This window comes from Pontibacter sp. SGAir0037 (genome assembly GCF_005491705.1).
Classification (GTDB): domain Bacteria; phylum Bacteroidota; class Bacteroidia; order Cytophagales; family Hymenobacteraceae; genus Pontibacter.
Genome location: NZ_CP028092.1, coordinates 136306 through 161312 on the forward strand (window position 1 = coordinate 136306; position 25007 = coordinate 161312).

Genomic DNA, 25007 nt, shown 5'->3' on the forward strand with positions numbered 1-25007 from the left:
AGGGTTACTCCTGTGCTATTGTTTCGGGTTTCAACTGGCTTTGGAAAAGCCGGACAGGCATGCTATTGCCTCACCTATACCGACTACATAACTATTTTCTTTCTATGAGTATACAATTACGAACAACAAACAGGAAAGTCTTACTGGTAGTGGCAACGCTGCACCTAGGCGCTTTCTCGTTTCCAGGTATGGCCCAGCACCAGGATCCATTTATAAGCATGCGATCCACGGACAACGCTGCTGCCACGCAAAAAAGAATGCTAAAAGATGTGCTGTACGAGATTGAGGAAAGATACGGTGTCAGTATTATCTACGAAGGAAGTCTGCTCGATAAATTCTCCGTTGTCAACAAGCCGCATGAGCACAGCAAAATTGGAGGTAAAGTAGAAGATGTACTAAAAGAACTGCTACAGCCTTTCAATATCTCCTACAAGAAAGGCGATAATAACATCTATATTATCCAACCCTTACAGTCTGAAGCTCCGGCTGCCCCGGATCAGAAAGTCAGCCCCTCCAGGAGCCATACCGAAAAAGCGCCCAAAGCAGCAGTTATCACGCTCCGAGGCAGAGTCGTAGATGAGAAAGGAGAAGGAATGCCAGGTGTTACGGTGGTTTTAAAAGGTACAGCCACCGGAGTATCAACAGACTACAACGGCAACTTTACCATGGAGGTGCCAGACCAGGCAGGTATACTGGTGTTTTCTTTCCTGGGGTATAAAATCCAGGAAGTTGCTGTTGGCAGCCAGACAACCTTTAACATATCCCTGGAGCCGGACAGCAAAAGCCTCGAAGAAGTAGTGGTGGTAGGCTATGGCACGATGGCTAAAAGTGACTTAACAGGCTCTGTTGCATCGTTAAAAGGCACAGACCTGAACAGAACTCCCACTTCCTCTGTAGACCAGTTGCTACAGGGTAAGATTCCAGGGGTACAGGTGATAGCCCCTTCCGGCGAGCCGGGCGCGGGTGCTACCATCCGAATCAGGGGAGTAAGCTCCGTACGAGGCTCGAACAGCCCGCTTGTAGTGGTAGATGGCTTCCCTTGGGGTGATGCAGGAAACCTGAAACAGATAAACCCGGAAGACATTGAATCGATTGAAGTATTGAAAGATGCCTCTGCAGCCGCCATTTACGGTTCCCGTGGAGCAAACGGTGTTATTCTGGTAACGACTAAAAAGGGCAAGGAAGGTAAGTCCAGGATAAACCTGAGTACGCTAACCACTGTGTCTACCTTAGCCAATAAACTGGATGTTTGGTCTGACCCGGTTGACCTGGCCATAATTGATAATGAAGCCAGGATGAATGCAGGACTACAGCCTTTGTTTGAGGGAGCAGATTACCTGGGCACTTACTACCCTTCCATTGCCGAGCTCAGGGGGGAAGATCCAGAAAGGCCCAGATGGCCCCACCGTGTATACTGGCCGGACTTAGTTTACCGCAACCCGATTACCCATACCTATACACTTACAGCTACCGGCGGAAACGATCGAACCAAATACTCCCTTTCCGGTAACTATTACAATGAGCAAGGGCTGGCTATCAGAAACGACTATAAGCGGTACAATGGCCGTGTAAACTTAGAGCAAAAGCTACTGAACAACCTTACAGCAGGTGTAAACCTGATCATGACACATACACAACGTAACGGTGGCGGGCTTTCTGCTGGTCGCTCTCCCATTTTCCCGGTCTACAACGAAGATGGTAGTTACTTCAGGATAGGCTCGCTCGACTATAACCACCCTTTGGCCCGGGCCTACGAGGTGCTTAATACCAACAAAGCAATTGATGTACTAGGCTCGCTCTCACTGAACTGGGAAATTAATAGCTGGCTTTCCTTCAGAACACAGGTGAGCAATAAGTATGGAAGCTCTATCAACGATTGGTACGAGCCCCGCGAAGCCACCTATACCGGCTATCAGTTCCAGGGCTTTGGCGCCATTGATAACTGGTCGGGCAACGAATTGCTGAACGAGAACTATTTTACCATCCAGAAAAGCTTTAACGAAGTACATAACCTGAATCTGGTGGCAGGCTATACTACCCAGTTGTCTACCTCCCGAGGCTCCAGGTTAGAAGGAAGAGACTTTGTGAATGATGTATTGCGCAACGAAAACATTAATACGGCACAGGAGCAGGTTGCCACAAACTGGTTAAGCCGATCGTTGCTAAACTCCTACATAGGCCGGGCAACTTACTCGCTGCTAGACCGCTACTTGTTTACCTTTACGGCGCGTGCGGATGGCTCGTCGAAATTTGGTCCGAACAACAAATGGGCCTTTTTCCCATCAGCAGCCATTGCCTGGAAAATACAGGAAGAAAGCTTTATGCAAGCATTGCCTGCAGTCTCTGAAGCCAAGATACGCTTAAGCTATGGCCTTACCGGAAACCAGGGAATTAGCCCTTACCAGACTCTCGACAGGCTGGGTTCCGGGCGCTACTTTACCGACGGAGGCTTCCAGATTGGCTTTGGCCCGGGCATATTCGACTGGGACGGTTACAATAAAATATGGAGCGGCTTACCTAACCCAAGCTTAAAATGGGAGACTACCTCTCAGTTCAATGCCGGTATAGACCTCGGGTTACTGAATAACAGGTTCACTTTAACTGCCGACTATTACTATAAGCACACTACCGACCTGCTCCGCCAGTCTTACATTACCCCCTCCTCTGGTTACGATAGAATATGGGTAAACGACGGTATAATTGATAACTACGGCTTAGAACTTGGGCTAAACACACAAATCCTGACGGGGGAACTGCAGTGGAACCTTGGCGGGAACATTACCCTGAACAGGAACAAGGTAGTGAATATCGGCGGAGGGAATTTATTTGAGCCAAACGGCAGCACCATCGAAATGTTCCGGTCTTTTGTAGGCGTTTACATGAACGGGCAACCCATTAATGCGTTTTACGGGTACAAAACCGACGGAATCATTCAAACACTTGAAGAAGGCCTCGAAGCAGGCTTAACTGGAAGTATGGCTTACCCAGGGGAAATCAAGTATGTAGACCTTGACCGAAATGGTGTTATAGACGACAAAGACAGAACCATTATAGGCAATCCGAATCCTGATTTCCTTTATAGCATCAACACCAACCTGAGCTATAAGCGCTTTGATCTTTCAGCACAGCTTTATGGTGTGCACGGGAATGATGTTTTTGAATTCAACAAATTTTCGGCTCCAAGCAGACAACTACAGCGCTGGACACCAGATAACCCATCGGTCGAATACCCAAGTGTAAACTCGGCCAGAGGTTACTATGCATCCGACTTCTTTATTACCGATGGCTCATTTTTACGTGTGCAAAACATTGCCCTCGGATATAACCTTAAACCGGGGCTTATTAAAGGTGTGGAAAGCATGAGGGTATACCTCTCGGGCAATAACCTCTATACTTTTACGAGGTTTAATCCCGGCTATGATCCGGAGGTGTCGGAAAACGGGCAGCAATGGGGCTCTTATCCTCGTCCACGTGCCCTTTCTCTCGGCCTGAATATTGGATTTTAGTTTTTACAAAACATTCGCAGAAGTATGAAAATGAGAACATATATAGCTACCCTGCTGTTGGCCGGGGTAGTAACAGGGTGCAGTCTGGAAGAAGAACCATACGGCTTTACCTCTACCGAAAATTTTTATAAAACAGCGGCAGATGCCACTTCTGCCATCGTGTATGCCTACTCTATATTACCTGAAATTGAGTATTACTCCAGGAACTTTATCCTTGTAACAGAGCTACCGACTGAAAACGTTACGCTGAAACCTGATGCCGGGGCAAGTGAATTTGAGATAGATGGCTTAAGACCCAGGGCTGATAATGAGCAGCTCACTACATCTTGGCGCTATGCATACATCGGTATTAACCGTGCAAATGCGGTTATAGCCAATGTACCTGGTATCGGAAACATGGAGGCCACTTATCGGAACCATGTGGTTGGAGAGGCTTACTTCCTAAGGGCACTGCATTACTTTAACCTAGTGCGCTTGTTTGGAGAGGCCCCTGTGCGCACTACACCGGTTACCTCGCTCGACCAGATCAACTCTCCAAAATCGTCGATTCAGGAAATGTATAATCTGATTATTGCCGACCTAGAAAATGCCGCTGAACTCATGGACATGGCACGCAGGGAAGGCAGGGTAAACAAAGTAGCTGCCTGGGGTATGTTAGCAAAAGTATACGTGACTCTTGCATCGGCCAAGAGCACCAACTCCCCGGGCTACGACTTTGTGATGAATGCCGACGAGATGTATGCTTCAGCGAAGGCCTATTCAGAAAAGGTGCTTTACGACCAAAGCCTCTATAGCCTTGATCCGAGCCTGAAGAATATTTTCGATGTAACAAAAGAAGACGGCCCCGAGCATATTTTTAGTGTCTCGACTGACCGTACAGGCCCACAGGAAGGAAACTTCTCAAAGCTCCCCCTACTCTTTATCCCTTCCATTGATGGCGCTGTGTTCCGGTTAGAGGATGGTACTGCCGTTATGTCTGGCTGGAACCATTTAGTGATAGAGCCCGGACACTACAACAGTTATGCGGCCAATGATAAGCGTAAAACTGAATTAATTATTTCTAAGGTTATTGTAAATGGTACGGAACGAAACCTGGGTATTAACGACTATAGCCGCCCCTTTACCAGAAAATTTCTTGATCCGGGTCGTGTAGGAGAGCAGACAAGCGTGAATACTCCTGTGCTTCGCTTCTCAGATGTGATGTTGCTCTATGCAGAGGCAAGCGGTCCGACAGCAGAGGGCTACGAAGCCATGCGCCAAATCAGGGAAAGAGCCGGTTTGGGTCAGCTTCAGGGAGGGCTGAGTCCGCAACAATTCAGAAACGCCGTCATTCAGGAGAGGGCCTGGGAACTTGCTTTTGAAGGACACAGGCTCTTTGACCTGCGCAGAACAAATAAAATGGAAGAAGTGCTGGTAAACCAGCATGGCAAGGCAATTGAGAGTGGTGCCTACTTCTTCGATATTCCACAACGTGAAGTTGATGCTAATCCCAACCTTTAATTTACAGCATTATGAAATTCATGAATCGTTTTTTAACCTTAGTCGCACTAATTATAACATCTCTTACGCACTATAGCTGCACAAAAGACCCCTTCGATGACATTGTAAGCCACGAGCGTGCCATCATGTCTTTTAAGATAGCAGACGGACAAATTGGCCCGGCTATAATCGACAGGGCAGCCTCTAAGGTAACTGTTACCTTACTGATGCAGGAGGACACTGACCTTACAAAAGTAGCACCTCAAATTATGGCCTCTTATAAGGCCGGCATAAGCCCCGCCTCCGGCGAACCGGTAAACTTTGCCGCAAACGGGAACAAAATGACTTATACGGTAACATCTGAGTCGGGCCAAAAAAGAGATTGGACTGTGGAGATTGTGCCGTTTACAGAAACTTTGTTGGGCACCTATGATATAAAGGGACTGGTTGTATATGGAGGTACCGGACCAGAGTACGGGGGCGGAGCCGTTTTACACATGACAGATAAACCTTGGGTGTGGCCAGCATCTGACGGACCGGCTGTTGAGCTGGACAACGTCCTGACATTTGAGTATACAGGTGTTACAGATGAAGGAAATACCTATGGTACCGTGATCAACGATGCAGGTCCGGATGGTAAGTATGCCGACTTCCGGTTCGTGCTGAACCCACAAACGAATGTAAATTCATTTTACAGGAAAATCCCCAAAGGGCAAGGCACCTGGGTGCGCAACTATGCGAACAACACCGTTACGTTTACCTTTGAGGATGGCGGAACTGCAACAGGCACTTTTATTGGCCCCGGCAACATTGCCTTAGGCAATAACCTCTCTAAAACAGTTACCGATAATGCGTTTGAGTTCACCCTGAACGGCACTGACGACTGGGATAATATTTATTCTGATTATGATAAGTTCGTGAAACGGCCCAGAAGGTTCTGGGTTGACGTAAAAAAACGCTAGCACAAGGTGCTGAGGCAATAAACCGGCCTCAGTACCTGCTCCATGCAGATAACACCGCTAGTTTCTCCAACCACTTTACTATTGAAATGAATAGACTACAATACTCTAAAATAATAATGGGACTGGTTTTCTTTCTTTCGGCCTGTAGCGGAAACTCAGGCGGAGATGCACCTGCCCCGGACGAAAAACCCGATAAGTTTATCCCTGATACCCCTTTTAAAACCTTGAGGTACCTGTACAGCATCTCCGGAGATAAAACAGTAGCAGGCATGCACAACCGTGAGCCCAATGCTACTCCTGCGCGGTGGACAGAGCAAATAAAGACTGTAACAGGTAAATACCCGGGGCTGTGGAGCGGAGATTTCCTCTTTCAGGCAGAAAATATCAACAATCGTCAAACTATGGTAAATGAAGCGCTGGCGCAGTGGCGGAAGGGTGCGATCATTAACATAATGTGGCATGCCTGTAACCCGGCCTTATCACAGCCCTGCGGCTGGGACAATAATGGCGTATTAAGCAGTCTTTCGGATGAGCAGTGGGCAGAATTAATTACCGACGGCACCAGCTTAAACAACCGTTGGAAAGCCATGATGGATGAGGTAAGTGTTTACCTGCAATTTTTAGAGGACAATGGAGTAGAGGTGCTTTGGCGGCCTTTGCACGAAATGAACCAGGGGGCATTTTGGTGGGGAGGTCGGCCAGGACCTAACGGAACCCGTAAGTTGTGGCAGATCACCTATGATTACATGACGCAAACTAAAGGCTTGTCTAACCTGATTTGGGTATGGGATATCCAGGATTTCGGGAGCCTTGCCAATGACGTAAACACCTATAACCCGGGTGATGCTTACTGGGATGTTGTGGCACTGGATGTTTACGATGATGGCAGTGGCTTTACCATGGCGAAATACAATGCTGTTGCAAGCGTAGCGGGAAACAAGCCAATGGCTATCGGCGAATGCCAGAAATTGCCTTCCGCAGCCCAACTGGCCGCACAACCCAGATGGACATTCTTTATGGGCTGGTCGGAGCTTGTGTTTGAAAAGAACTCAGAAACTGAAATTTTACACCTCCACTTATCTCCAAGAGTCATTACGCTGGATGAAATGCCAGGCTGGCAACAATAGCATGAAACGTACTATATTTTATATCATAACAGGAACAGCGGTTATACTTTCTTTAACCGCCTGCAAAGTAAAAACAGATACTACTGCGGCTATGGCTACGATGCCTGAAAATGCCACTGGGGTCCGCTTTAAAACACTCGACTACCTCTACCGCATCTCCGGTACTAAAACGATTGCTGGTATTCATAACCGGGAGCCGAACGCTTCTCCTGCCCGCTGGACAGAAGAAATCTATAAAACCACAGGGCAATATCCCGGCTTATGGAGCGGTGATTTTCTTTTTCAGGAGGAAAATATAGCTAATCGAAGTCTCATGATAGAGGAGGCAATTAGACAGTGGGAAAAAGGGGCTGTTATAAATATTATGTGGCATGCCTGCAACCCTGCTTTTGAACAGCCATGCGACTGGAATAACGGCAAAGGTGTATTGAGTAACTTAGATGATGCTCAGTGGAATGAGCTGATTACGGATGGAACCGCTTTGAATATTCGCTGGAAGGTGATGATGGATGAGGTGGCGGTACATTTGAATGTACTAAAGAAGCATGGTGTTGAAGTACTTTGGAGACCCCTGCATGAAATGAACCAGGGGAAATTCTGGTGGGGTGGAAGGCCGGGAGAGAATGGCACCCGCAAGTTGTATCAGATTACCCACGACTACCTGACACATACAAAAGGACTGACAAATTTAATCTGGGTATGGAACGTGCAGGATTTCCCAAACCTTGCTACTGATGTTAATTTGTATAACCCAGGTGATACGTATTGGGATGTGGCTACACTCGATATATATGACCAAAGTGGATTTACGCCTGAAAAATACTCCATTATGGCTGGTGTTGCAGGTGATAAACCAATAGCAATAGGTGAATGCGGTAAGTATCCGACCGCCGCACAACTGGAAGCACAACCTAAATGGACATTTTTTATGGGTTGGTCTGAACTGGTGTATGAAAAAAACACAGAAGAAGATCTGAGGGAGCTTCTGGCAAACGAAAGAGTTTTAACGCTGGATCAGCTACAAGGATGGAATGGCTATAAATCGACAAAATAACTTTATTTACTCCAAATAACTGCAGATCTTTAAAATATCAAGATAAAGCATTTTTAGCATTTTAGCTGTTAATAGGCGCATAACCTGGAGTTAGATTTCCCATACTGTCGCTTTAGAGCTGTAAAAGCTGAGGTGCAGGCGGCATTGGATATGGCTGCTTATGATGCAAAAATGTTTCTTACTTTAAGTGGGTCCTGATGTGTTTAGGGTAAGTAAAACCGGAAAAATAAAAAGCCCTGCCAGTAAATAGCAGGGCTTTTGTTATGAATAGTAGTGAGAATAAATTACTCAGCTACTACATTGAAACGTACAGTGTGCTTTACTTCTTTGTGCAGGTTCAGGCTGGCAGTAAACTCACCAGCTGTTTTAACGTCCTGATCAAAAGAAATACGCTTACGGTCAACATCGAAACCTTTTGCTTTTAGAGCATCAGAAATCTGAAGTGTCGTAACAGAACCAAAGATTTTGCCACTCTCACCCACTTTAGCAGGAATTTCAAGTACAGTCTCACCGATGCTGTTAGCAATCTCCAGCGCGTCGTTCTTGATTTTTTCAGCTTTGTGAGCAGCCTGACGGATGTTTTCAGCTACTACTTTTTTGTTTGAAGCGCTAGCGATAACAGCTAATCCTTGTGGGATAAGGTAGTTACGGCCATAACCTGGCTTCACAGTTACAGTATCGTTTTTATAGCCTAAGCCTTTAACGTCATCTTTAAGTATTACTTCCATTGTGTTACCTCCTTATTTTAAAGAATCAGTTACATATGGTAAAATAGCCAGGTGTCTTGCTCTCGCAACAGCCTGAGATACTTTACGCTGGAATTTCAGGCTGGTACCTGTTAATCTTCTAGGAAGAATTTTTCCTTGCTCGTTTACAAATTTAAGTAAGAAGTTACCGTCTTTGTAATCGATGTATTTGATACCACTTTTCTTGAAACGGCAGTATTTCTGGCGATTCTCTTGTTTGTGGACTTTTTCGTTAACTAAGCTCATTATCCTTTAACCTCCTCTTTTTTAGCTTGTGATTTGAACTCACCTTTTCTTCTGCGCTCGTTGTAAGCAATAGCATGCTTATCAAGGGCAGTAGTTAAAAAGCGAATAACTTTTTCGTCACGGCGATAAGCCAGCTCTAACTGGTCTACTATAGTAGTAGGAGCAGCAAACTCGATGAGGTGATAGAAACCAGTTGATTTCTTCTGGATTGGGTAAGCAAGTTTGCGTAACCCCCAGTTCTCTTCGTGGATAATGTCGGCGCTATTTTCCTTAAGCACCTGTCTGAACTTCTCGACCGTTTCTTGCATCTGCGTCTCGTTAAGCAACGGAGTCAGGATGAAGACCGTTTCGTAATTTTTTAATTCCATTGATGTATGAGAATTTTTTGATTTTAGGGTGCAAAGATATAACTAATAATGCTGTTTTACAAAACATTGGAATAATATTTATTCCTCTGGTGTATCCTGATACATCAGCGCTGCAAGTCTTTGGGTGACGTAGCCGCCCGCAGACAGGAAACTTCTATATAATTCCTGTAAAGTATATGCCGCAGGTGTTGTTGTTTATACTTAATAGACAAACCTAAACAGGCTTTAACACCTAATAAAATCAATAAAATAATGAAAGTATACGTCCTATTATAGAAAGGAGTGTCTGCAGCTCCGGGTAAAAAATAAATTAAAAAAGTATAGCAGGAAAGATAAAACAAATGCCTTTTTGGAATGAAGACCTTATAAGAGTATGAGGTATAACTGATGAATATCATAAATTCTACCCTGCTAAAATATGATTTTTGAGAAAGATCGGATGATCTGTTCTGCTCCGTATTAAATTGAAAACTAACTATATAATTACTATATATTCCATAAAAGACTATCACTTTATAAATATAAAGGAGATTAATACGGATAGGTGAAAAAGGAAATGTACAATTGCAGCAGCAGTAAAGGCACGTAATATGCTTTTAAAAGTTATATGAATTATTGATAAAAGCATATTATAGAGTCTGTTATATAACGATGTTATTTATAATTATTCTAAATAAAAAGGCTTTTAAAGGTATACAGAAGCCATTTTTATTGTAAATGCGGTTCGTTTATGGTAAGAGAGGAGAGAGGGGGAAAAATAAACTTATTCTATTTGATTAATGAAATTCGCATAGTAGATTTGTGGCCGTAAAGTAATTTCCAAATACACTTAATACACACACAAGCGATCTTGGCTATGATTAGCTGTATACTTAAAGCAAAAACCAAATTATTAATCGCCTTCTTGTTTGCCTTTACAACGTCTTTCGGGGCTTTGGCTCAAGGAAGTGAACAGGCAGACGTAGATGCTCATGGAGCAACTCCTGGCGCTACTCAGGGAGCTGCCGCCGCCAGCACTGGCGGGTTACCGGTGGATGACCAGGCAATTGTAAGTTCTGGCGAATCTCTGTTTAAGAACAACTGTGCTTCCTGTCACGCTGTTACTGCAGATGTAGTTGTTGGTCCCGGGTTAAAGGGCGTTAACGAAAGGAGAAGCCAGTCATGGCTTTTAAAGTGGATCAAGAACTCTCAGTCTCTTATCCAGTCAGGAGATGCGCAGGCAGTAGCGATCTACAATGAGTATAAGAAGCAGGCAATGCCTTCTTTCCAGCTTTCGGATGAAGAGGTTGTTTCTATTCTGACTTATGTGAAAGCTTCTGAAACTGCTGCTGCGGCTCCAGGTCCGGGTGCTGGTCCTGTAGAGGGTGGTGAGCAGGTTGGAACCGATGCTATTGGTTCTGCGGTAGCTGGTTATTTGGATATCGTGCTGGTAGTGCTGATCGTGGTACTGATCGTGCTGGTAGTAACACTCCTTCTGATTTCTTCTGTTCTGAAGAACTATCTTAATAAAAACAAACAGCTGGATGAGTATGACTATGAGGTTGTAAACCAGCGTTTCGACTTTTCCAAAGTATATAAGTCCAAAGCGGTTCGTACACTGGTTATGTTGATCTTTGTTGTGGTTCTTTTGGATATTGCCTTAGATAAGACAATGGGAATCGGTATACAGCAGGGGTACCAGCCGAGGCAGCCAATTGCCTTCTCTCACCAGCTGCATGCCGGCGAACACCAGATTGACTGTAACTACTGCCATACAACAGTTTATAAGAGCAAGAGTGCCAGTATTCCTTCTGCTAACATCTGTATGAACTGCCATAGCCAGATACAGACCGAGTCGCCTGAGATTCAGAAAATATACAGAGCTATTGAGCGTAACAGGCCGATAGAGTGGGTTCGTATCCACAACCTTCCTGATCTTGCATACTTCAACCACTCCCAACATACCAAAGTTGGCGGTGTGGAATGCCAGACATGCCATGGTCCTATTCAGGAAATGGAAGTTGTTTATCAGTACTCTCCTCTTACAATGGGATGGTGTATTGATTGCCACCGTGAAACTCCTTTAAATACACAGGGTAACGCATACTACGATAACCTGGTGGAGCTGCATGAGGCCTCTTCTAAAGGTGCCTTTACGGTGTCGTCTAATGGTGGTACAGAGTGTTCTAAGTGTCACTATTAATCTTATTATCTATTTTAATCAAGTATCCGAGTTTCTAGATATAATATGCAAGACAGAATTAAATACTGGAAAGGAATTGAGGAGTTAGAAAACACTCCGGAATTCGCTAAGCATGCTCATAACGAGTTTCCAGAGTTCCTGCCAATTAATGAAGCTAATGGTGATGCCGGTGCATCTGCAGAACCAACAACTGCCAAGAGAAGAGATTTTCTGAAGTTGTTAGGATTTGGTTTGGCAGCGGCTACGCTGGCTTCTTGTGAGGCGCCAGTAAGAAAGGCTATTCCTTATCTGAATAAGCCGGTTGATGTGGAGCCAGGTGTTGCTAACTGGTACGCCACTACACACTACTCCCATGGTGATTATAACAGTGTGCTGGTAAAAACACGCGAAGGAAGGCCAATCAAAATTGAGCCGAACCCTAGCTCTGCTATTACGCCAGTAGGTACCAGCCCGAGAGCACAGGCTTCTGTGCTGAATGTGTATGACAACAACAGGCTTCGCACTCCTCTGATCAAAGGAAAAGAAGCTGAGTGGGCACAGGTAGACCGTGAAATTACGTCTGCTTTAAGAAATGTAACTGGTAAAGTAGCTATTGTTTCTTCTACGGTTATCAGCCCTTCTACAAAGCGCCTGATAAATGAATTCGGTTCAAGATTCGGAAATTTTGAGCATGTAGTGTATGATGCTAATTCCGCATCTGCCCTGATAGGAGCTAACGGAGGTGTTGTTCCTGGGTATGACTTCAGCAAAGCAAACATTATTGTGGGTGTAAATGCTGACTTCCTGGGATCATGGATCGCTCCGACTCCTTTCTCCAGACAATATATCCAGAACAGAAAGGTTTCTGCTGAAAACAGAAACATGTCCCGTCACTACCAGTTCGAAACACGCCTTTCGTTAACAGGTGCCAACGCCGATATGCGTGTGCCCATTAAACCTTCTCAGGAAGCAGCTTTAGTGGTAGCACTTTACAATAGCATTTCCGGACAAGGTGGTGCTGCGCCTGCCAACGTAGATAAAAAAGCTTTCGACAATGCGGTAAGAGATTTAAGAGCTAACCGTGGTAAAGCTTTGGTGGTTTCTGGCTCTAATGATCCAGCTGTTCAAACACTGGTAACAGCCATTAACCAGGCATTAGGTGCTGAAGGCACTACAATTGATACTGCTTCTCCTTACTTCACGAAGCAAGGTAACGATGCCCAGATGCTGCGTTTCATCCAGGAGATGAATGCAGGAACTGTTGGTGCCGTATTCTTCTACAATGCAAACCCGGCTTACGAACACCCGCTGGCAGAGCAGGTTGTGAACGGATTGAAAAAAGTGGCTCTTAAAGTATCGTTTGCAGAAAGAGTTGACGAAACAGCGGCACTTGTAGATTATGTAACTCCAGATAATAATTACCTGGAATCATGGAATGATTACGAACCGAAGAGAGGTGTTCTCAGCTTAGGTCAGCCGGTTATCAGCCCGATCTTCAAAACCCGCCAGATGCAGGATAGCCTGCTTGCCTGGAGTGGAAGCAACACAACTTTCTACGACTATATCCGCTCCACCTGGAGTGGTATCGCAACCGGCGACTTCAATACTTTCTGGGAAAAAGCAGTGCACGACGGGGTATTGCAAAATGGAACCAGCCTGTTAGCTGTTAATACAACTGCTACCACAGGTGGCATGACACCAGCCGCCGCTGCAAGTGCTGCCGGCAGAGGTGCCGCTACGCAAGGTATCGAAGCTGTTGTGTACGAAAAAATACAGATCGGACCTGGTTATGATGCCAATAACCCGTGGTTACAGGAAATGGGAGATCCTATTTCTAAAGCAACCTGGGGTAACTACGTGGCAATGCCGCGTAAAATGGCCGAGGAAATGAATATCGTACAAGGCAACATTGTACGATTGACACTTGCTAACGGTAAAACTATCGAAGCACCTGCTCTGGTACAACCTGGCCAGGCACAAGGTACTGTATCCATTGCCATGGGTTACGGACGCGACCTGGAATCAATGCCGGTAGTGAAAGGCATTGGAGCTAACGCTTTCCCGATAGCTCGTGTAGTTGATAACAGCATCCTGTTCAGTGGTCCGGTACAGATTGCTAAAACAGATGCTACTAATCCTATTGCACAACTACAGACGCACCACACTATTATGGATCGTATTGTTGTGCAGGAAAATACATTAGCTAAGTATCAGGAAAATCCGAAAGAAGTTACAGAATACGTTCGTCAGGCAACACATGATGGTCCGGCGAAACCAGCTAATATCTCTCTTTGGGATGACTATGAGTACAAAAACCACCACTGGGGTATGGTCATCGATCTTAACTCTTGTATTGGTTGTGGTGCTTGTACACTAAGCTGTAACATAGAAAACAATATTCCGGTTGTTGGTAAAGCGGAGGTTTTGAATCGTCGTGAAATGCACTGGCTGCGTATAGACAGATACTATAGTGCTGTTGAACACGAAGAAGGAGACTATGCTACCATGGAAGATCCTGCTGAAAACCCTTCAGTTATCTTCCAGCCGATGCTTTGCCAGCACTGTAACCACGCTCCTTGTGAGACGGTGTGTCCTGTTGCCGCTACCATGCACAGCTCTGAAGGTATTAACCAGATGGCTTACAACCGTTGCGTAGGTACTCGTTACTGCGCTAACAACTGCCCTTATAAAGTTCGTCGTTTCAACTGGTTCAACTACGTGAACAACGATAAGTTCGACTTCCATATGAACAACGACCTTGGTAAAATGGTGTTAAACCCTGACGTGACTGTACGTTCAAGAGGTGTAATGGAGAAATGTTCATTCTGCGTTCAGCGTGTGCAGCTAGGTAAACTAGAGGCGAAACGTGAAAACAGAAGGCCAAAAGATGGTGAAATTGTTACTGCCTGCGCTCAGTCTTGCCCTACCGATGCCATTACATTCGGTGACATGCTGGATCCGGAGAGCCGTGTATCTAAAATCCTTGCCCGTGAAAAAGGCGAACGTGCTTTCCACGTACTAGAGGAGCTGAATACACAGCCAAACGTAACATACCTGACAAAAATTAGAAACTTAGCTTAATTTTAAAATTTCGATAGCGTTATGCAGCATGTATCTCCGATAAGAGAGCCTCTTGTAACCGGGGGGAAAACATACCACGACATCACCGAAGATGTTTGCAGACAGGTGGAGGCAAGGCCCAACATTCGTTGGGCAACTGCCCTGGCTGTAGCTCTGGTGGGTTTAGCTATTTTCATTTACTCTTGCTACCGTACGCTTTGGTATGGTATAGGAGAGTGGGGATTAAATAAAACAGTAGGTTGGGCCTGGGATATCACCAACTTCGTATGGTGGGTTGGTATCGGTCACGCAGGTACACTGATCTCTGCTATCCTCCTGTTATTCCGTCAGAAGTGGAGAACTTCAATTAACCGTGCAGCCGAAGCGATGACTATCTTTGCGGTAATCTGTGCGGCTATGTTCCCGGTTCTTCACATGGGCCGTCCATGGCTGGCTTATTGGGTACTTCCATTGCCAAACACGTTCGGTTCGCTGTGGGTAAACTTTAACTCTCCGCTTCTTTGGGACGTATTCGCGATCTCTACTTATTTCTCTGTATCATTAGTGTTCTGGTACATAGGTCTGATTCCTGACTTTGCAACTATCCGCGACCGTGCAACCGGTCCGATTGCCAGAAGAGCTTATGCGCTCCTTTCCTTCAACTGGACAGGTTCTGCTAAAGCGTGGTCTCGTTATGAAACGGTTTCCTTGATTCTGGCAGGTCTTGCTACGCCACTGGTACTTTCTGTACACACCATCGTATCATTCGACTTTGCAACTTCAGTAATACCTGGCTGGCACACCACCATCTTCCCTCCATACTTTGTGGCTGGTGCGATTTTCTCTGGTTTTGCCATGGTGCTTACCCTGATGATCATCACCCGCAAACTGTTCAAATTAGAAGACTACATTACGCTGGAGCACGTGGAGTCGATGAACAAGGTGATTATCCTGACTGGTTCTATTGTAGGTGTTGCTTATATCACTGAATTCTTTATTGCCTGGTATTCGCAGGTTGAATACGAGCAATATGCTTTCATTAACCGTGCAACAGGACCTTACTGGTGGGCCTACTGGTCTATGATGACTTGTAACGTAATTACACCTCAGCTTTTCTGGTTCAGAGGCATCAGAAGAAGCTTAACAGCGACTTTCATTATCTCAATCTTCGTGAACATTGGTATGTGGTTCGAGCGTTTCGTAATTATCGTAACCTCACTACACAGAGATTACCTGCCATCTTCATGGGTAATGTTCTCTCCAACCTGGATCGACATCGGAGTATATGTGGGTACCATGGGATTATTCTCTACGCTGTTCCTACTGTTCTGTAAGTTCTTCCCGGTAGTAAACATGGCGGAAGTGAAATCTATCCTGAAGTCATCTTCAGCTGTTAAGCCCAACACACATGCACACATGCATGGAACTGCAAAGGATTCGAACAAACACTAATACACATCATAGCAATGACTAAAAAATTTGTTCTAGGTATCTACGATGATGAAGATGTGCTGCTGCATGCCATCGAGAACATCCGTGCTGCTGGTACTAAAATATATGACGTTTTCTCGCCTTATCCTGTACACGGAATTGATGATGTATTAGGAATCAAGCGTTCAAGATTACCGATAGTTGCTTTCTTCTGCGGTCTGTTCGGTACATCGTTCGCGCTTTGGATGCAGATATGGATGCTAGGCTTTGACTGGCCAATGATTATTGGTGGTAAGCCACACATTGCCTTACCGTCTTTCATACCGGTTACATTCGAATTAACAGTACTTTGTGCTGCATTCGGGATGGTAATTACATTCTTTATTGTTACAAGTCTGAGACCTTCGTTCAAAGTTCCTGTTTTCGATAAGCGCTCTACAGATGATAAGTTTGTAATGGCTATCGAAATAAATGAAGGTGTTACTGATATGGCTGCTTTAAATGACCTGCTTCGTTCTAACGGTGCGATAGAAGTTAATCAGAAGGAGGTGATAAAATAATGAAAAGGTTAACTAACATAGGTTTAAAAGCCTCCGCTATTCTTTTCTCATCTGCTCTGCTTTTGGCTTGTAGCAATGAGCAGGACCCAGGGCTTGAGTATGCCCCGGATATGTATCACTCCGTTCCATTGGATCCTTATTCACAGTTAGCTCCCAATCAGTATAACCCGGGAGGGCTGAACATGCGTGTACCTGCTACAGGTACAGTGGCAAGAGGTAAAATGGGATATAACCTTTACCTGTCCCAGGATACAGCTGAAGTGGCAGGAGTTGAGCTTAAAAACCCTCTTCCTTACAACCAGGAGAACCTGGAAGAAGGAAAAGTTCTTTATGCCCGCTTCTGCTCTCCATGCCATGGCGAACAAGGCGACGGACAGGGTTTAGTAGGTGCTAAATTCAAAGGTGTGCCTTCTTATAGTGCTGGCAGGGTTGCTTCGCTTCCAGCTGGTCACATATTCCATGTGATCACAAACGGTAGAGGAAGAATGAGACCCCATGGTTCTCAGGTGAATCCTACGGAGCGCTGGAAAATTGTCATGTATGTGCAGCAATTACAAACTGGTCAGGCTGATGCTGGTACAGCAACTGAGTCTGAAGCAGGACAGGAAGCTGCCGAAACAGGTACAGATAACCCAGTAACAGGAAATTAAGTCTAAGGCATAATTTTATTAAAGAATAATGACAGAAGAAAGACTCATCATTAGCAGAAAGACGAATAATAAGTTTTTCTTAATGATAGCTATAGGTGTTGTTTTACTTATAGTAGGTGCAATTATAATGGCCATGGGAGGAGGAGGCCATCATGCAGCTGAAGGGCATGGTGCCGTTGCAGCTGCAGGCCATGAGCCGGAAGGTTGGTTTGATATCTTCAGAAGAAGAGTCTTCATGAACCTCTGGCTTAATAACGTTTACTTTACTGGTATAGCCCTGATCGGGGTATTCTTTGTAGCTGTACAGTATGTGGCTTATGCCGGTTGGTCGGTGTTGATCAAGCGTATACCTGAAGCATTGAGCTATTACCTGCCAGTTGGCGGTATTATCATGCTGATTGTCTTCCTGGTAGGCGGTCATGACATTTTTCACTGGACGCATGATTACCTGTATGATGTAAATGACCCGCGTTATGATGAAATCATTGCAGGTAAATCAGGTTATCTGAACTTCTGGTTCTACCTGATCAGAATGGTTGCCTTTTTCGGACTTTGGATTCTTTTCTTTAACTGGTTAAGAAGAAATTCAATCAACGAAGATTTGTACGGTGGTACAGGATATTACCACAAAAGCATCCGAATTTCTGCTATGTTCCTGGTTGTATTTGGTGTGACATCTTCCATGTCTGCCTGGGATTGGGTTCTTTCAATTGATACACACTGGTTCTCTACCATGTTTGGCTGGTATGTGTTTGCCAGCTGGTGGGTATCTGGTCTGGCTGCCGTAACGCTTACAGTTATTATTCTGAAGCAAAACGGTTACCTGACAATGGTTAACTCTAACCACTTGCACGACTTAGGTAAATTTGTATTTGCTTTCTCCATCTTCTGGACTTATGTATGGTTCTCCCAGTTTATGTTATACTGGTATGCTAACATACCGGAAGAGGTAATTTACTTCACAGACAGAGTAGGTATAGCTTTTGAAGGCGGTCATTATTTCGGGTTGTTCTTTATCAACCTGATTGTAAACTTTGCTTTCCCTTTCCTTGTTCTGATGACAAGAGATGCGAAAAGGCAGATGATTATGCTTAAATTAGCGACTATAGCTATTCTGATTGGTCACTGGTTAGATTTTTATCTGATGATGATGCCTGGTACCATGCGTGAAAACGGAAGCATTGGCTTCATTGAAATCGGTCTTGCACTTACGTTCCTGGGCGTATTCCTGTTAACGTTTACAAAAGGTCTTACCAAAGCATCTCTTGTTCCTGTTAACCACCCGTTCCTGGAAGAGAGTATTCACCATCATGTTTAGAGATTATACTAAAAGCGTTATATAATGATTACGTTCGCCATTGGTTTATCCATACTTCTATTAATAGTAATCCTGTTCCTTTTGTTCAGGATTGGCACTCTGGCTTCTATTTTCAGAGGCTCCAGCCAGCGTCATGTCGGTACAACAAAGACTAGTAATAAAGTTAACAGCACGCTTTTCCTGCTTTTCCTGATCGTAGGTGGTGGAGCTTTCTTCTGGTCATTTGCTGATTCTTGGGACACGATGAACCAGCCTCTTGCTTCTGTTCATGGTGCTTGGACAGACAGCTTATTCTGGACTACAATGACTGTTATTGGTATCGTGTTCGTGATTACGCAGATCCTGCTGTTCACGTACTCTTACAAATACCAGCACAAAGACAATAAAAGAGCTTATTACTACCCGCATAACAACAAAATAGAAATTGTCTGGACCTTGATTCCGGCAGTTGTGATGGCGATCCTGGTTTTTGCAGGATGGAGAACCTGGACAGACATCACCAAAGCTGCTCCTGAAAATTCTGTTGTCATAGAGGTAATGGGTAAGCAATTCAACTGGATGGTTCGCTATCCTGGTGAGGATGGCAAATTAGGTGTGGCTAACTACAAACTAATTGATGCTGTGAACGAAATGGGTATCGATTTCAGTGATAACAACTCAATGGACGACTTTGTGGCGAGAGAAATTCACGTTCCAAAAGGCCAGCCTATTCTATTCAAGATCAGATCAAGAGATGTAATCCACAGTGTGTTCCTGCCTCACTTCCGTGTAAAAATGGATGCGGTGCCAGGTATGCCTACGAAGTTCTGGTTTGTGCCTACGAAAACAACTGCTGAAATGCAGAATGAAACAGGAAACCCGGATTTCAAATATGAATTGGCCTGTACTGAAATTTGCGGTCAGGGGCACTTTGCCATGCGTATGATCTTAGTAGTGGATGAGCCTGAAGATTATCAGGAGTGGGTAGCTTCACAGCCAAAATTCATAGAGCAGAATCCGGATCTATTGGCTAAATTCTCAGCAGAACCTACTAAGCAGTTAGTACTGGAGAAGAAAGCAGAAACTGCTGAAGAAGTAAAAACAGAGTTGTAGCATTTAATATTTCAAATATGTCTAGTACAGATATCTCTATCAATAAAGATGTACATCATGCACACGATGAGCATGATCATCATCATGATTTGAATTTCTTTGAGAAGTACATATTTAGCCAGGACCATAAAGTAATTGGGAAGCAATTCCTGTTCATGGGTATTTTCTGGGCTTTTGTAGGTGGCTTCTTGTCAATCCTTTTCCGTTTACAATTAGGCTGGCCTGGTGCTACCTTCACATTCCTGGAGCCAATCCTGGGAGGTTGGGTGCAGAATGGTAAAATTGATACAGAGTTCTACCTGGCAATGGTTACCATGCACGGTACCATTATGGTGTTCTTTGTGTTAACTGCTGGTTTGAGTGGTACTTTCAGTAACTTCCTGATTCCGCTGCAGATTGGAGCACGTGATATGGCTTCGGGCTTTATGAACATGCTCTCTTTCTGGTTCTTCTTCCTGGCGAGTGTGGTTATGTTAATTTCGCTGTTCCTGGAAACCGGACCTGCAGCCGGTGGCTGGACGATATATCCTCCACTCAGTGCCCTGCCTCAGGCTATTTCGGGCTCTGGTATGGGTATGACCATGTGGATTGTTGCTATGGCGCTATTCATTGTATCGCAGCTCTTGGGTGGTGTTAACTACATTACAACAATCATTAACCTGCGCACAAAAGGAATGTCAATGACAAAGCTGCCCTTGACTATATGGGCCTTCTTTTTAACAGCTATTCTTGGTTTACTTTCATTCCCGGTATTATTTTCTGCAGTACTGCTCCTGATCTTCGACAGAAGCTTTGGTACAAGCTTTTACCTGTCTGATATCTTTATTGCTGGTGAAGCCTTATCAAATACTGGTGGTAGCCCGATCCTGTTCCAGCACTTGTTCTGGTTCCTGGGGCACCCGGAAGTATATATCGTAATCTTACCAACCTTTGGTATTGTTTCTGAAGTAATTACCACAAATTCTCGTAAGCCAATCTTTGGTTACAGAGCGATGATTGGTTCCCTGTTAGGTATTTCTCTTTTGTCATTCGTCGTTTGGGCTCACCACATGTTCGTAACAGGTATGAACCCATTCCTCGGATCGGTTTTCATGTTCCTGACGCTTATCATTGCAGTACCATCAGCAGTAAAGGTATTTAACTGGTTAGCTACGCTCTGGAGAGGTAACATTCGCTTTACAACTGCTATGTTGTTTGCCATTGCCTTTGTATCACTCTTTATTTCAGGTGGTTTAACAGGTATTATCCTGGGTAATTCGGCGCTGGATATTCAGCTGCACGATACATATTTTGTAATCGCACACTTCCACCTTGTAATGGGGGCTGCCGCTTTCTTTGGAATGTTCTGTGGTGTTTACCATTGGTTCCCAAAGATGTTTGGCCGCATGATGGACGAGAAACTAGGCATGGTACACTTCTGGATGACATTTGCTGCCGTATACATGGTATTTATGCCAATGCACTACCTGGGTATAGCAGGTTTCCCAAGAAGATACTATTCATGGTCTGGTTTCGAAGCTTTCAACATCTTCGCTGACCTGAACAGCTTTATCAGTATTGCAGCCATTATTGGTTTCTCTGCTCAGTTCATCTTCTTGTTCAACTTTATATACAGCATCTTCAGAGGCCGTAGAGCAACCGCTAACCCATGGCAGTCTAATACACTGGAATGGACGACGCCGGCTTTACCAGGACACGGAAACTGGCCGGGAGAAATTCCAGCTGTATACCGTTGGCCTTATGACTACAGCAAGCCTGGTGCAGCTGAAGACTTTATACCACAAACAGTACCTTATTCGCAGACGCAGTCTTCAAACCTGCCAAACGAGAAGGATTTTGAATAACTAGTAAATGAATAATAAATCTTTTCAATATAAAAGATTTAGAAATATTGGAGTACTTACAGTTTTAGCTGTATACTTTCTAATATTGGTCGGAGGAATCGTGCGGAGTACTGGTTCAGGAATGGGTTGCCCAGACTGGCCTAAGTGCTTTGGCAGTTGGGTTCCTCCGACTGATGTTGGCCAATTGCCTGATAATTACTTAGAAGTATATAAGGAAAAGCGAATAGAGAAAAATAAGAGGGTAGCCGGATATCTGGATAAGCTTGGTTTCAAAGAAGTCTCCGCCGCCATTTTTTCTCATCCAAGCCAGTACATAGAAACAGAATTTAATGTCACTAAAACTTGGATTGAGTATATAAACAGGTTGGTTGGAGCTTTAATTGGTGTTTTTATTTTTCTTACTGTCGTTTTTGCTTTCCCTTTTTTAAAGAAGGACAAGATCGTTTTCTACTTGTCGCTTTTGAGCTTTCTTCTGGTAGGTTTTCAAGGGTGGTTGGGTTCGATAGTAGTTTCTACAAACCTGCTCCCCATTACCATTACCGTACACATGGCGTTAGCGCTGCTCATAGTGGCAATGTTGCAATACGCTGTGGTGCGCTCACAAAAACAAACTTTTACAAATCGGTTTGCTTTCACAGGCAAAATATATTTTCTGATCTGGACCGTTTCCATCATCAGTTTTATTCAAATTATATTAGGTACTCAGGTTCGTGAAGAAGTAGATCTGGTAGCTTTTATGATGAATGGGGAATCGAGAGAATTGTGGGTAGATAAGTTAGGGGCTTATTTTTATGTTCACCGGTCCTTTTCAATTTTGGTATTAGGAATTAATGTTTATACTGCCTACCTGCTGTATAATCTGAAGGATAAACAAATGTCAGGGCTGACGACAATAATGTTGGTCATCGTTGGATTGGAAATCGCGTTGGGCATTGGCATGGCTTATTTCGCTATACCCCCTGCGCTTCAACCATTGCATCTCACGTTAGGTACACTTTTATTTGGTGTACAGTTTTTAATGTTGATTATATATAAGTATGCCTCTTATAAGGCAGTAAATAAACCAGTAGCTGTTTTAAACTAATGATCTCTCAAAAGTCGGAAACACTGCGGCCAGTTTCTTTTATGTCGGAAAAAGTAAAGGCGTATTTCTCTCTCCTTAAGTTCAGATTAAGTTTTACAGTTGCTTTTTCTAGTGCTATAGGGTTTATACTGGGTAAACCTGGTACGAACTATGCAGAAATTGCCTTAGTTATGTTAGGTGGATTACTGGTAACAGGATCTGCAAATATCATCAATCAGATTCTGGAAAAGGATCTTGATAAGATGATGAAGCGAACAGCCAAAAGACCTTTGCCTACAGGATTATTGTCGGTAACAGAAGCTGCGATATTCAGCTTTATATTAGGTATTGCCGGCTTGTTCTTACTTGGATATTTCTTTAATACACTCGCAGCAGCCATTTCGCTGGTATCCCTGATTCTTTACGGGCTTATCTATACACCGCTTAAGCGTATAAACCCAATTTGTGTATTTGTAGGTGCTATACCCGGCGGCTTGCCACCACTTATAGGATGGGTTGCGGCAACAGGTGTAATGGGTGTAGAAGCCTGGATTTTATTCGGAATACAGTTTATCTGGCAGTTCCCACATTTCTGGGCAATTGCATGGGTGCTGGACGATGACTATAAGAAAGCCGGCTTTCGGATGTTACCGATGGAAGGTGGAAAAAATCTGAAAACAGCTATTCAGATCATGATCTACACACTGATGCTGATTCCCTTAAGTCTGTTGCCACTACAGTTCGGGATGACAGGTACTACCTCAGCTTTTGTAGCTGTTGTGTGTGGTGTTTTATTTTTAGCCCAAACGTTTTATTTAATGCGTACCTGTACAAAAAAGGCTGCTATGAATATTATGTTTGGATCTTTTTTATATCTGCCTATCGTGCAGATAGCCTTTGTTTTAGATAAAGTAAATTTATAAAAATGGTTGCCAGATCAATAGATGGAGAAAATACAACAGCAGGAGTGCATCCATTAAAGTTCTCGCTGTGGTTGATTATTATTAGTATTATCATGATGTTTGCAGCTTTTACAAGTGCATACATCGTAAGAAGGGCAGAAGGTAACTGGTTGGAATTTGATTTACCTTCTGTACTCCTCATAAATACCATTGTTATTCTTATCAGCAGTGTTACGATGCAACTAGCACATAATGCTGCCAAAAAGAACAACTTGTCATTTCTGAAGATCATGCTCATGGCTACTATCGGCCTGGGAGTGGCTTTTCTGATCGGTCAGTTGAACGGGTGGGGATCGCTTGTACAGGATAATGTTTATTTCGGTGGCGAGACCAGTAACCCTGCCGGTTCATTCATGTATGTATTAACAGGTGTTCACGGGTTTCACTTAATTACTGGCCTTATTTTTTTAGTAATAGTGCTGATGTCCAGTTTAAAGTACAAAGTGCATTCTAAAAATATGCTGCGTATACAGTTATGTACTATATATTGGCACTTTTTAGGAGGACTTTGGCTATATTTGTACATCTTTTTAAGATTAAATCACTAAACAATTTTTTCAATACATAAACTATGTCTACATCAACTACGCTGGAAGCACCTAGTACAGGTACATGGGATGGTGGAAACGAACCATTTAAAGCGAGCTATGGAAAACTAATGATGTGGTTTTTCCTGCTTTCAGATGCGTTTACTTTTGGTGCGCTTCTAATTGTTTACGGTCTTTCACGTCACAAGCACTTGCCTTACACTGGCGAACCTGAAGCCTTTATTTTCTCAACTGAGTATTGGCCAATTCCTGAGAAAGTGTTTAATGCTTTCCCTGGTTTTCATGGCGTGGATCTGCCGCTTGCCTTCGTAGCCTTAATGACCATGATCCTGATCTTAAGTTCAGTTACCATGGTATTGGCCGTTGAAGCCGGACATAGAATGGATAAAAACGATGTTCAGAAGTGGTTGTTGTGGACTATCCTGTTTGGTGGTACTTTCTTAGGATGTCAGGCATGGGAGTGGGCTCACTTTATTACCGGTGATGACCAAGGTATGTTATTAAGCGACGGAGCAAGAGTTTTCGGAGCTAACTTAACAGTTAACCAGTATGGTCCGCCATTGTTTGCAGATCTTTTCTTCTTCATCACTGGTTTCCACGGTACACACGTATTTAGTGGTGTGGTGTTGCTGATCATGATTTTCATCAATACTGTAAACGGTGTGTATCACAAACGTGGGCACTATGAAATGGTTGAAAAAGTTGGTCTTTACTGGCACTTTGTAGACCTTGTTTGGGTATTCGTTTTCACATTCTTCTACCTGATCTAATTAAGATAAACTTAAAAATAACTGGAGCTGTTTTCCTGCCGTTTTTATAACAGGAAAGTA

At 44.0% G+C, this 25007-nt stretch carries 20 protein-coding genes; 17 read left to right on the top strand and 3 right to left on the bottom strand.

Annotated features, from left to right (window positions below; all coding sequences use genetic code 11):
• Positions 1 to 104 precede the first annotated feature (104 nt).
• The 5 genes from C1N53_RS00580 (at position 105) to C1N53_RS00600 (ending at position 8128) form a co-directional block, all read left to right on the top strand.
• Positions 105 to 3506: a SusC/RagA family TonB-linked outer membrane protein gene (locus tag C1N53_RS00580; protein ID WP_168193926.1), complete on the top strand. Its 3402-nt coding sequence runs from the start codon at positions 105 to 107 to the stop codon at positions 3504 to 3506.
• A gap of 24 nt (positions 3507 to 3530) precedes the next feature.
• Positions 3531 to 5006 (top strand): RagB/SusD family nutrient uptake outer membrane protein, encoded by a 1476-nt coding sequence (locus C1N53_RS00585; RefSeq protein ID WP_137757488.1) that lies wholly within the window; start codon positions 3531 to 3533, stop codon positions 5004 to 5006.
• 20 nt (positions 5007 to 5026) lie between these two features.
• Complete coding sequence (locus C1N53_RS00590; protein ID WP_137757489.1) at positions 5027 to 5947, top strand: hypothetical protein; 921 nt, start codon at positions 5027 to 5029, stop codon at positions 5945 to 5947.
• An 86-nt stretch (positions 5948 to 6033) separates the two neighbouring features.
• A complete protein-coding gene (locus C1N53_RS00595) occupies positions 6034 to 7074 on the top strand; it encodes a glycosyl hydrolase (protein WP_206077597.1) in 1041 nt (346 codons plus the stop codon).
• Position 7075: 1 nt separating this feature from the next.
• Positions 7076 to 8128 carry a glycoside hydrolase family 26 protein gene (locus C1N53_RS00600; protein ID WP_206077598.1) on the top strand — a complete coding sequence of 351 codons (1053 nt, stop codon included), beginning with the start codon at positions 7076 to 7078 and terminating at the stop codon, positions 8126 to 8128.
• Between the two features lie 284 nt (positions 8129 to 8412).
• Here the strand turns inward: C1N53_RS00600 and rplI are convergent, their stop codons facing one another.
• The 3 genes from rplI to rpsF are packed head-to-tail and all read right to left on the bottom strand — an operon-like array spanning position 8413 to position 9488.
• Complete coding sequence (gene rplI / locus C1N53_RS00605; RefSeq protein WP_137757490.1) at positions 8413 to 8856, bottom strand: 50S ribosomal protein L9; 444 nt, start codon at positions 8854 to 8856, stop codon at positions 8413 to 8415.
• Between the two features lie 12 nt (positions 8857 to 8868).
• Positions 8869 to 9120 carry a 30S ribosomal protein S18 gene (rpsR, locus tag C1N53_RS00610; RefSeq protein WP_092104663.1) on the bottom strand — a complete coding sequence of 84 codons (252 nt, stop codon included), beginning with the start codon at positions 9118 to 9120 and terminating at the stop codon, positions 8869 to 8871.
• The gene (gene rpsF / locus C1N53_RS00615; RefSeq protein ID WP_137757491.1) at positions 9120 to 9488 is read right to left on the bottom strand and encodes a 30S ribosomal protein S6; all 369 of its coding nucleotides are present in this window, start codon (positions 9486 to 9488) and stop codon (positions 9120 to 9122) included. The genes rpsR and rpsF overlap by 1 nt, the downstream gene beginning before the upstream one ends.
• An 856-nt stretch (positions 9489 to 10344) precedes the next feature.
• On the opposite strand from rpsF, the gene C1N53_RS00620 reads away from it, so the two are divergent.
• From C1N53_RS00620 to C1N53_RS00675, 12 genes are read left to right on the top strand one after another with little or no spacing between them, the layout of a single operon-like run.
• Positions 10345 to 11670 carry a cytochrome c3 family protein gene (locus tag C1N53_RS00620; RefSeq protein WP_137757492.1) on the top strand — a complete coding sequence of 442 codons (1326 nt, stop codon included), beginning with the start codon at positions 10345 to 10347 and terminating at the stop codon, positions 11668 to 11670.
• Positions 11671 to 11715: 45 nt separating this feature from the next.
• Positions 11716 to 14730 carry a TAT-variant-translocated molybdopterin oxidoreductase gene (locus C1N53_RS00625; protein WP_137757493.1) on the top strand — a complete coding sequence of 1005 codons (3015 nt, stop codon included), beginning with the start codon at positions 11716 to 11718 and terminating at the stop codon, positions 14728 to 14730.
• Between the two features lie 21 nt (positions 14731 to 14751).
• Positions 14752 to 16161, top strand: coding sequence for an NrfD/PsrC family molybdoenzyme membrane anchor subunit (gene nrfD, locus C1N53_RS00630; protein ID WP_137757494.1), 1410 nt, complete (start codon positions 14752 to 14754; stop codon positions 16159 to 16161).
• A gap of 14 nt (positions 16162 to 16175) precedes the next feature.
• A complete protein-coding gene (locus C1N53_RS00635; protein ID WP_137757495.1) occupies positions 16176 to 16700 on the top strand; it encodes a DUF3341 domain-containing protein in 525 nt (174 codons plus the stop codon).
• On the top strand, positions 16700 to 17350 hold the full coding sequence (locus C1N53_RS00640) for a cytochrome c (RefSeq protein ID WP_137757496.1): 651 nt from the start codon (positions 16700 to 16702) through the stop codon (positions 17348 to 17350). The genes C1N53_RS00635 and C1N53_RS00640 overlap by 1 nt, the downstream gene beginning before the upstream one ends.
• A 28-nt stretch (positions 17351 to 17378) precedes the next feature.
• Positions 17379 to 18668 (top strand): quinol:cytochrome C oxidoreductase, encoded by a 1290-nt coding sequence (locus C1N53_RS00645; RefSeq protein WP_137757497.1) that lies wholly within the window; start codon positions 17379 to 17381, stop codon positions 18666 to 18668.
• Positions 18669 to 18692: 24 nt separating this feature from the next.
• Positions 18693 to 19760 carry a cytochrome c oxidase subunit II gene (locus C1N53_RS00650; RefSeq protein ID WP_137757498.1) on the top strand — a complete coding sequence of 356 codons (1068 nt, stop codon included), beginning with the start codon at positions 18693 to 18695 and terminating at the stop codon, positions 19758 to 19760.
• A gap of 17 nt (positions 19761 to 19777) precedes the next feature.
• Positions 19778 to 21604, top strand: coding sequence for a cbb3-type cytochrome c oxidase subunit I (locus tag C1N53_RS00655; RefSeq protein ID WP_137757499.1), 1827 nt, complete (start codon positions 19778 to 19780; stop codon positions 21602 to 21604).
• A gap of 7 nt (positions 21605 to 21611) precedes the next feature.
• Positions 21612 to 22688, top strand: coding sequence for a heme A synthase (locus tag C1N53_RS00660; RefSeq protein WP_137757500.1), 1077 nt, complete (start codon positions 21612 to 21614; stop codon positions 22686 to 22688).
• Entirely contained in the window at positions 22688 to 23590 is a 903-nt protein-coding gene (gene cyoE, locus C1N53_RS00665; protein WP_137757501.1) for a heme o synthase, read from the top strand. The genes C1N53_RS00660 and cyoE overlap by 1 nt, the downstream gene beginning before the upstream one ends.
• Positions 23591 to 23592: 2 nt before the next feature.
• Positions 23593 to 24177 carry a cytochrome c oxidase subunit 3 gene (locus C1N53_RS00670; protein WP_137757502.1) on the top strand — a complete coding sequence of 195 codons (585 nt, stop codon included), beginning with the start codon at positions 23593 to 23595 and terminating at the stop codon, positions 24175 to 24177.
• Positions 24178 to 24200: 23 nt separating this feature from the next.
• On the top strand, positions 24201 to 24947 hold the full coding sequence (locus C1N53_RS00675; protein ID WP_137757503.1) for a cytochrome c oxidase subunit 3: 747 nt from the start codon (positions 24201 to 24203) through the stop codon (positions 24945 to 24947).
• The last annotated feature ends 60 nt before the right edge of the window (positions 24948 to 25007 follow it).

Bases quoted from the DNA above. Each gene is read 5' to 3' on its own strand.
- C1N53_RS00580 (WP_168193926.1), top strand. From the start codon at position 105: ATGAGTATACAATTACGAACAACAAACAGGAAAGTCTTACTGGTAGTG.
- C1N53_RS00585 (WP_137757488.1), top strand. From the start codon at position 3,531: ATGAAAATGAGAACATATATAGCTACCCTGCTGTTGGCCGGGGTAGTA.
- C1N53_RS00590 (WP_137757489.1), top strand. From the start codon at position 5,027: ATGAATCGTTTTTTAACCTTAGTCGCACTAATTATAACATCTCTTACG.
- C1N53_RS00595 (WP_206077597.1), top strand. From the start codon at position 6,034: ATGAATAGACTACAATACTCTAAAATAATAATGGGACTGGTTTTCTTT.
- C1N53_RS00600 (WP_206077598.1), top strand. From the start codon at position 7,076: ATGAAACGTACTATATTTTATATCATAACAGGAACAGCGGTTATACTT.
- rplI (WP_137757490.1), bottom strand. From the start codon at position 8,856: ATGGAAGTAATACTTAAAGATGACGTTAAAGGCTTAGGCTATAAAAAC.
- rpsR (WP_092104663.1), bottom strand. From the start codon at position 9,120: ATGAGCTTAGTTAACGAAAAAGTCCACAAACAAGAGAATCGCCAGAAA.
- rpsF (WP_137757491.1), bottom strand. From the start codon at position 9,488: ATGGAATTAAAAAATTACGAAACGGTCTTCATCCTGACTCCGTTGCTT.
- C1N53_RS00620 (WP_137757492.1), top strand. From the start codon at position 10,345: ATGATTAGCTGTATACTTAAAGCAAAAACCAAATTATTAATCGCCTTC.
- C1N53_RS00625 (WP_137757493.1), top strand. From the start codon at position 11,716: ATGCAAGACAGAATTAAATACTGGAAAGGAATTGAGGAGTTAGAAAAC.
- nrfD (WP_137757494.1), top strand. From the start codon at position 14,752: ATGCAGCATGTATCTCCGATAAGAGAGCCTCTTGTAACCGGGGGGAAA.
- C1N53_RS00635 (WP_137757495.1), top strand. From the start codon at position 16,176: ATGACTAAAAAATTTGTTCTAGGTATCTACGATGATGAAGATGTGCTG.
- C1N53_RS00640 (WP_137757496.1), top strand. From the start codon at position 16,700: ATGAAAAGGTTAACTAACATAGGTTTAAAAGCCTCCGCTATTCTTTTC.
- C1N53_RS00645 (WP_137757497.1), top strand. From the start codon at position 17,379: ATGACAGAAGAAAGACTCATCATTAGCAGAAAGACGAATAATAAGTTT.
- C1N53_RS00650 (WP_137757498.1), top strand. From the start codon at position 18,693: ATGATTACGTTCGCCATTGGTTTATCCATACTTCTATTAATAGTAATC.
- C1N53_RS00655 (WP_137757499.1), top strand. From the start codon at position 19,778: ATGTCTAGTACAGATATCTCTATCAATAAAGATGTACATCATGCACAC.
- C1N53_RS00660 (WP_137757500.1), top strand. From the start codon at position 21,612: ATGAATAATAAATCTTTTCAATATAAAAGATTTAGAAATATTGGAGTA.
- cyoE (WP_137757501.1), top strand. From the start codon at position 22,688: ATGATCTCTCAAAAGTCGGAAACACTGCGGCCAGTTTCTTTTATGTCG.
- C1N53_RS00670 (WP_137757502.1), top strand. From the start codon at position 23,593: ATGGTTGCCAGATCAATAGATGGAGAAAATACAACAGCAGGAGTGCAT.
- C1N53_RS00675 (WP_137757503.1), top strand. From the start codon at position 24,201: ATGTCTACATCAACTACGCTGGAAGCACCTAGTACAGGTACATGGGAT.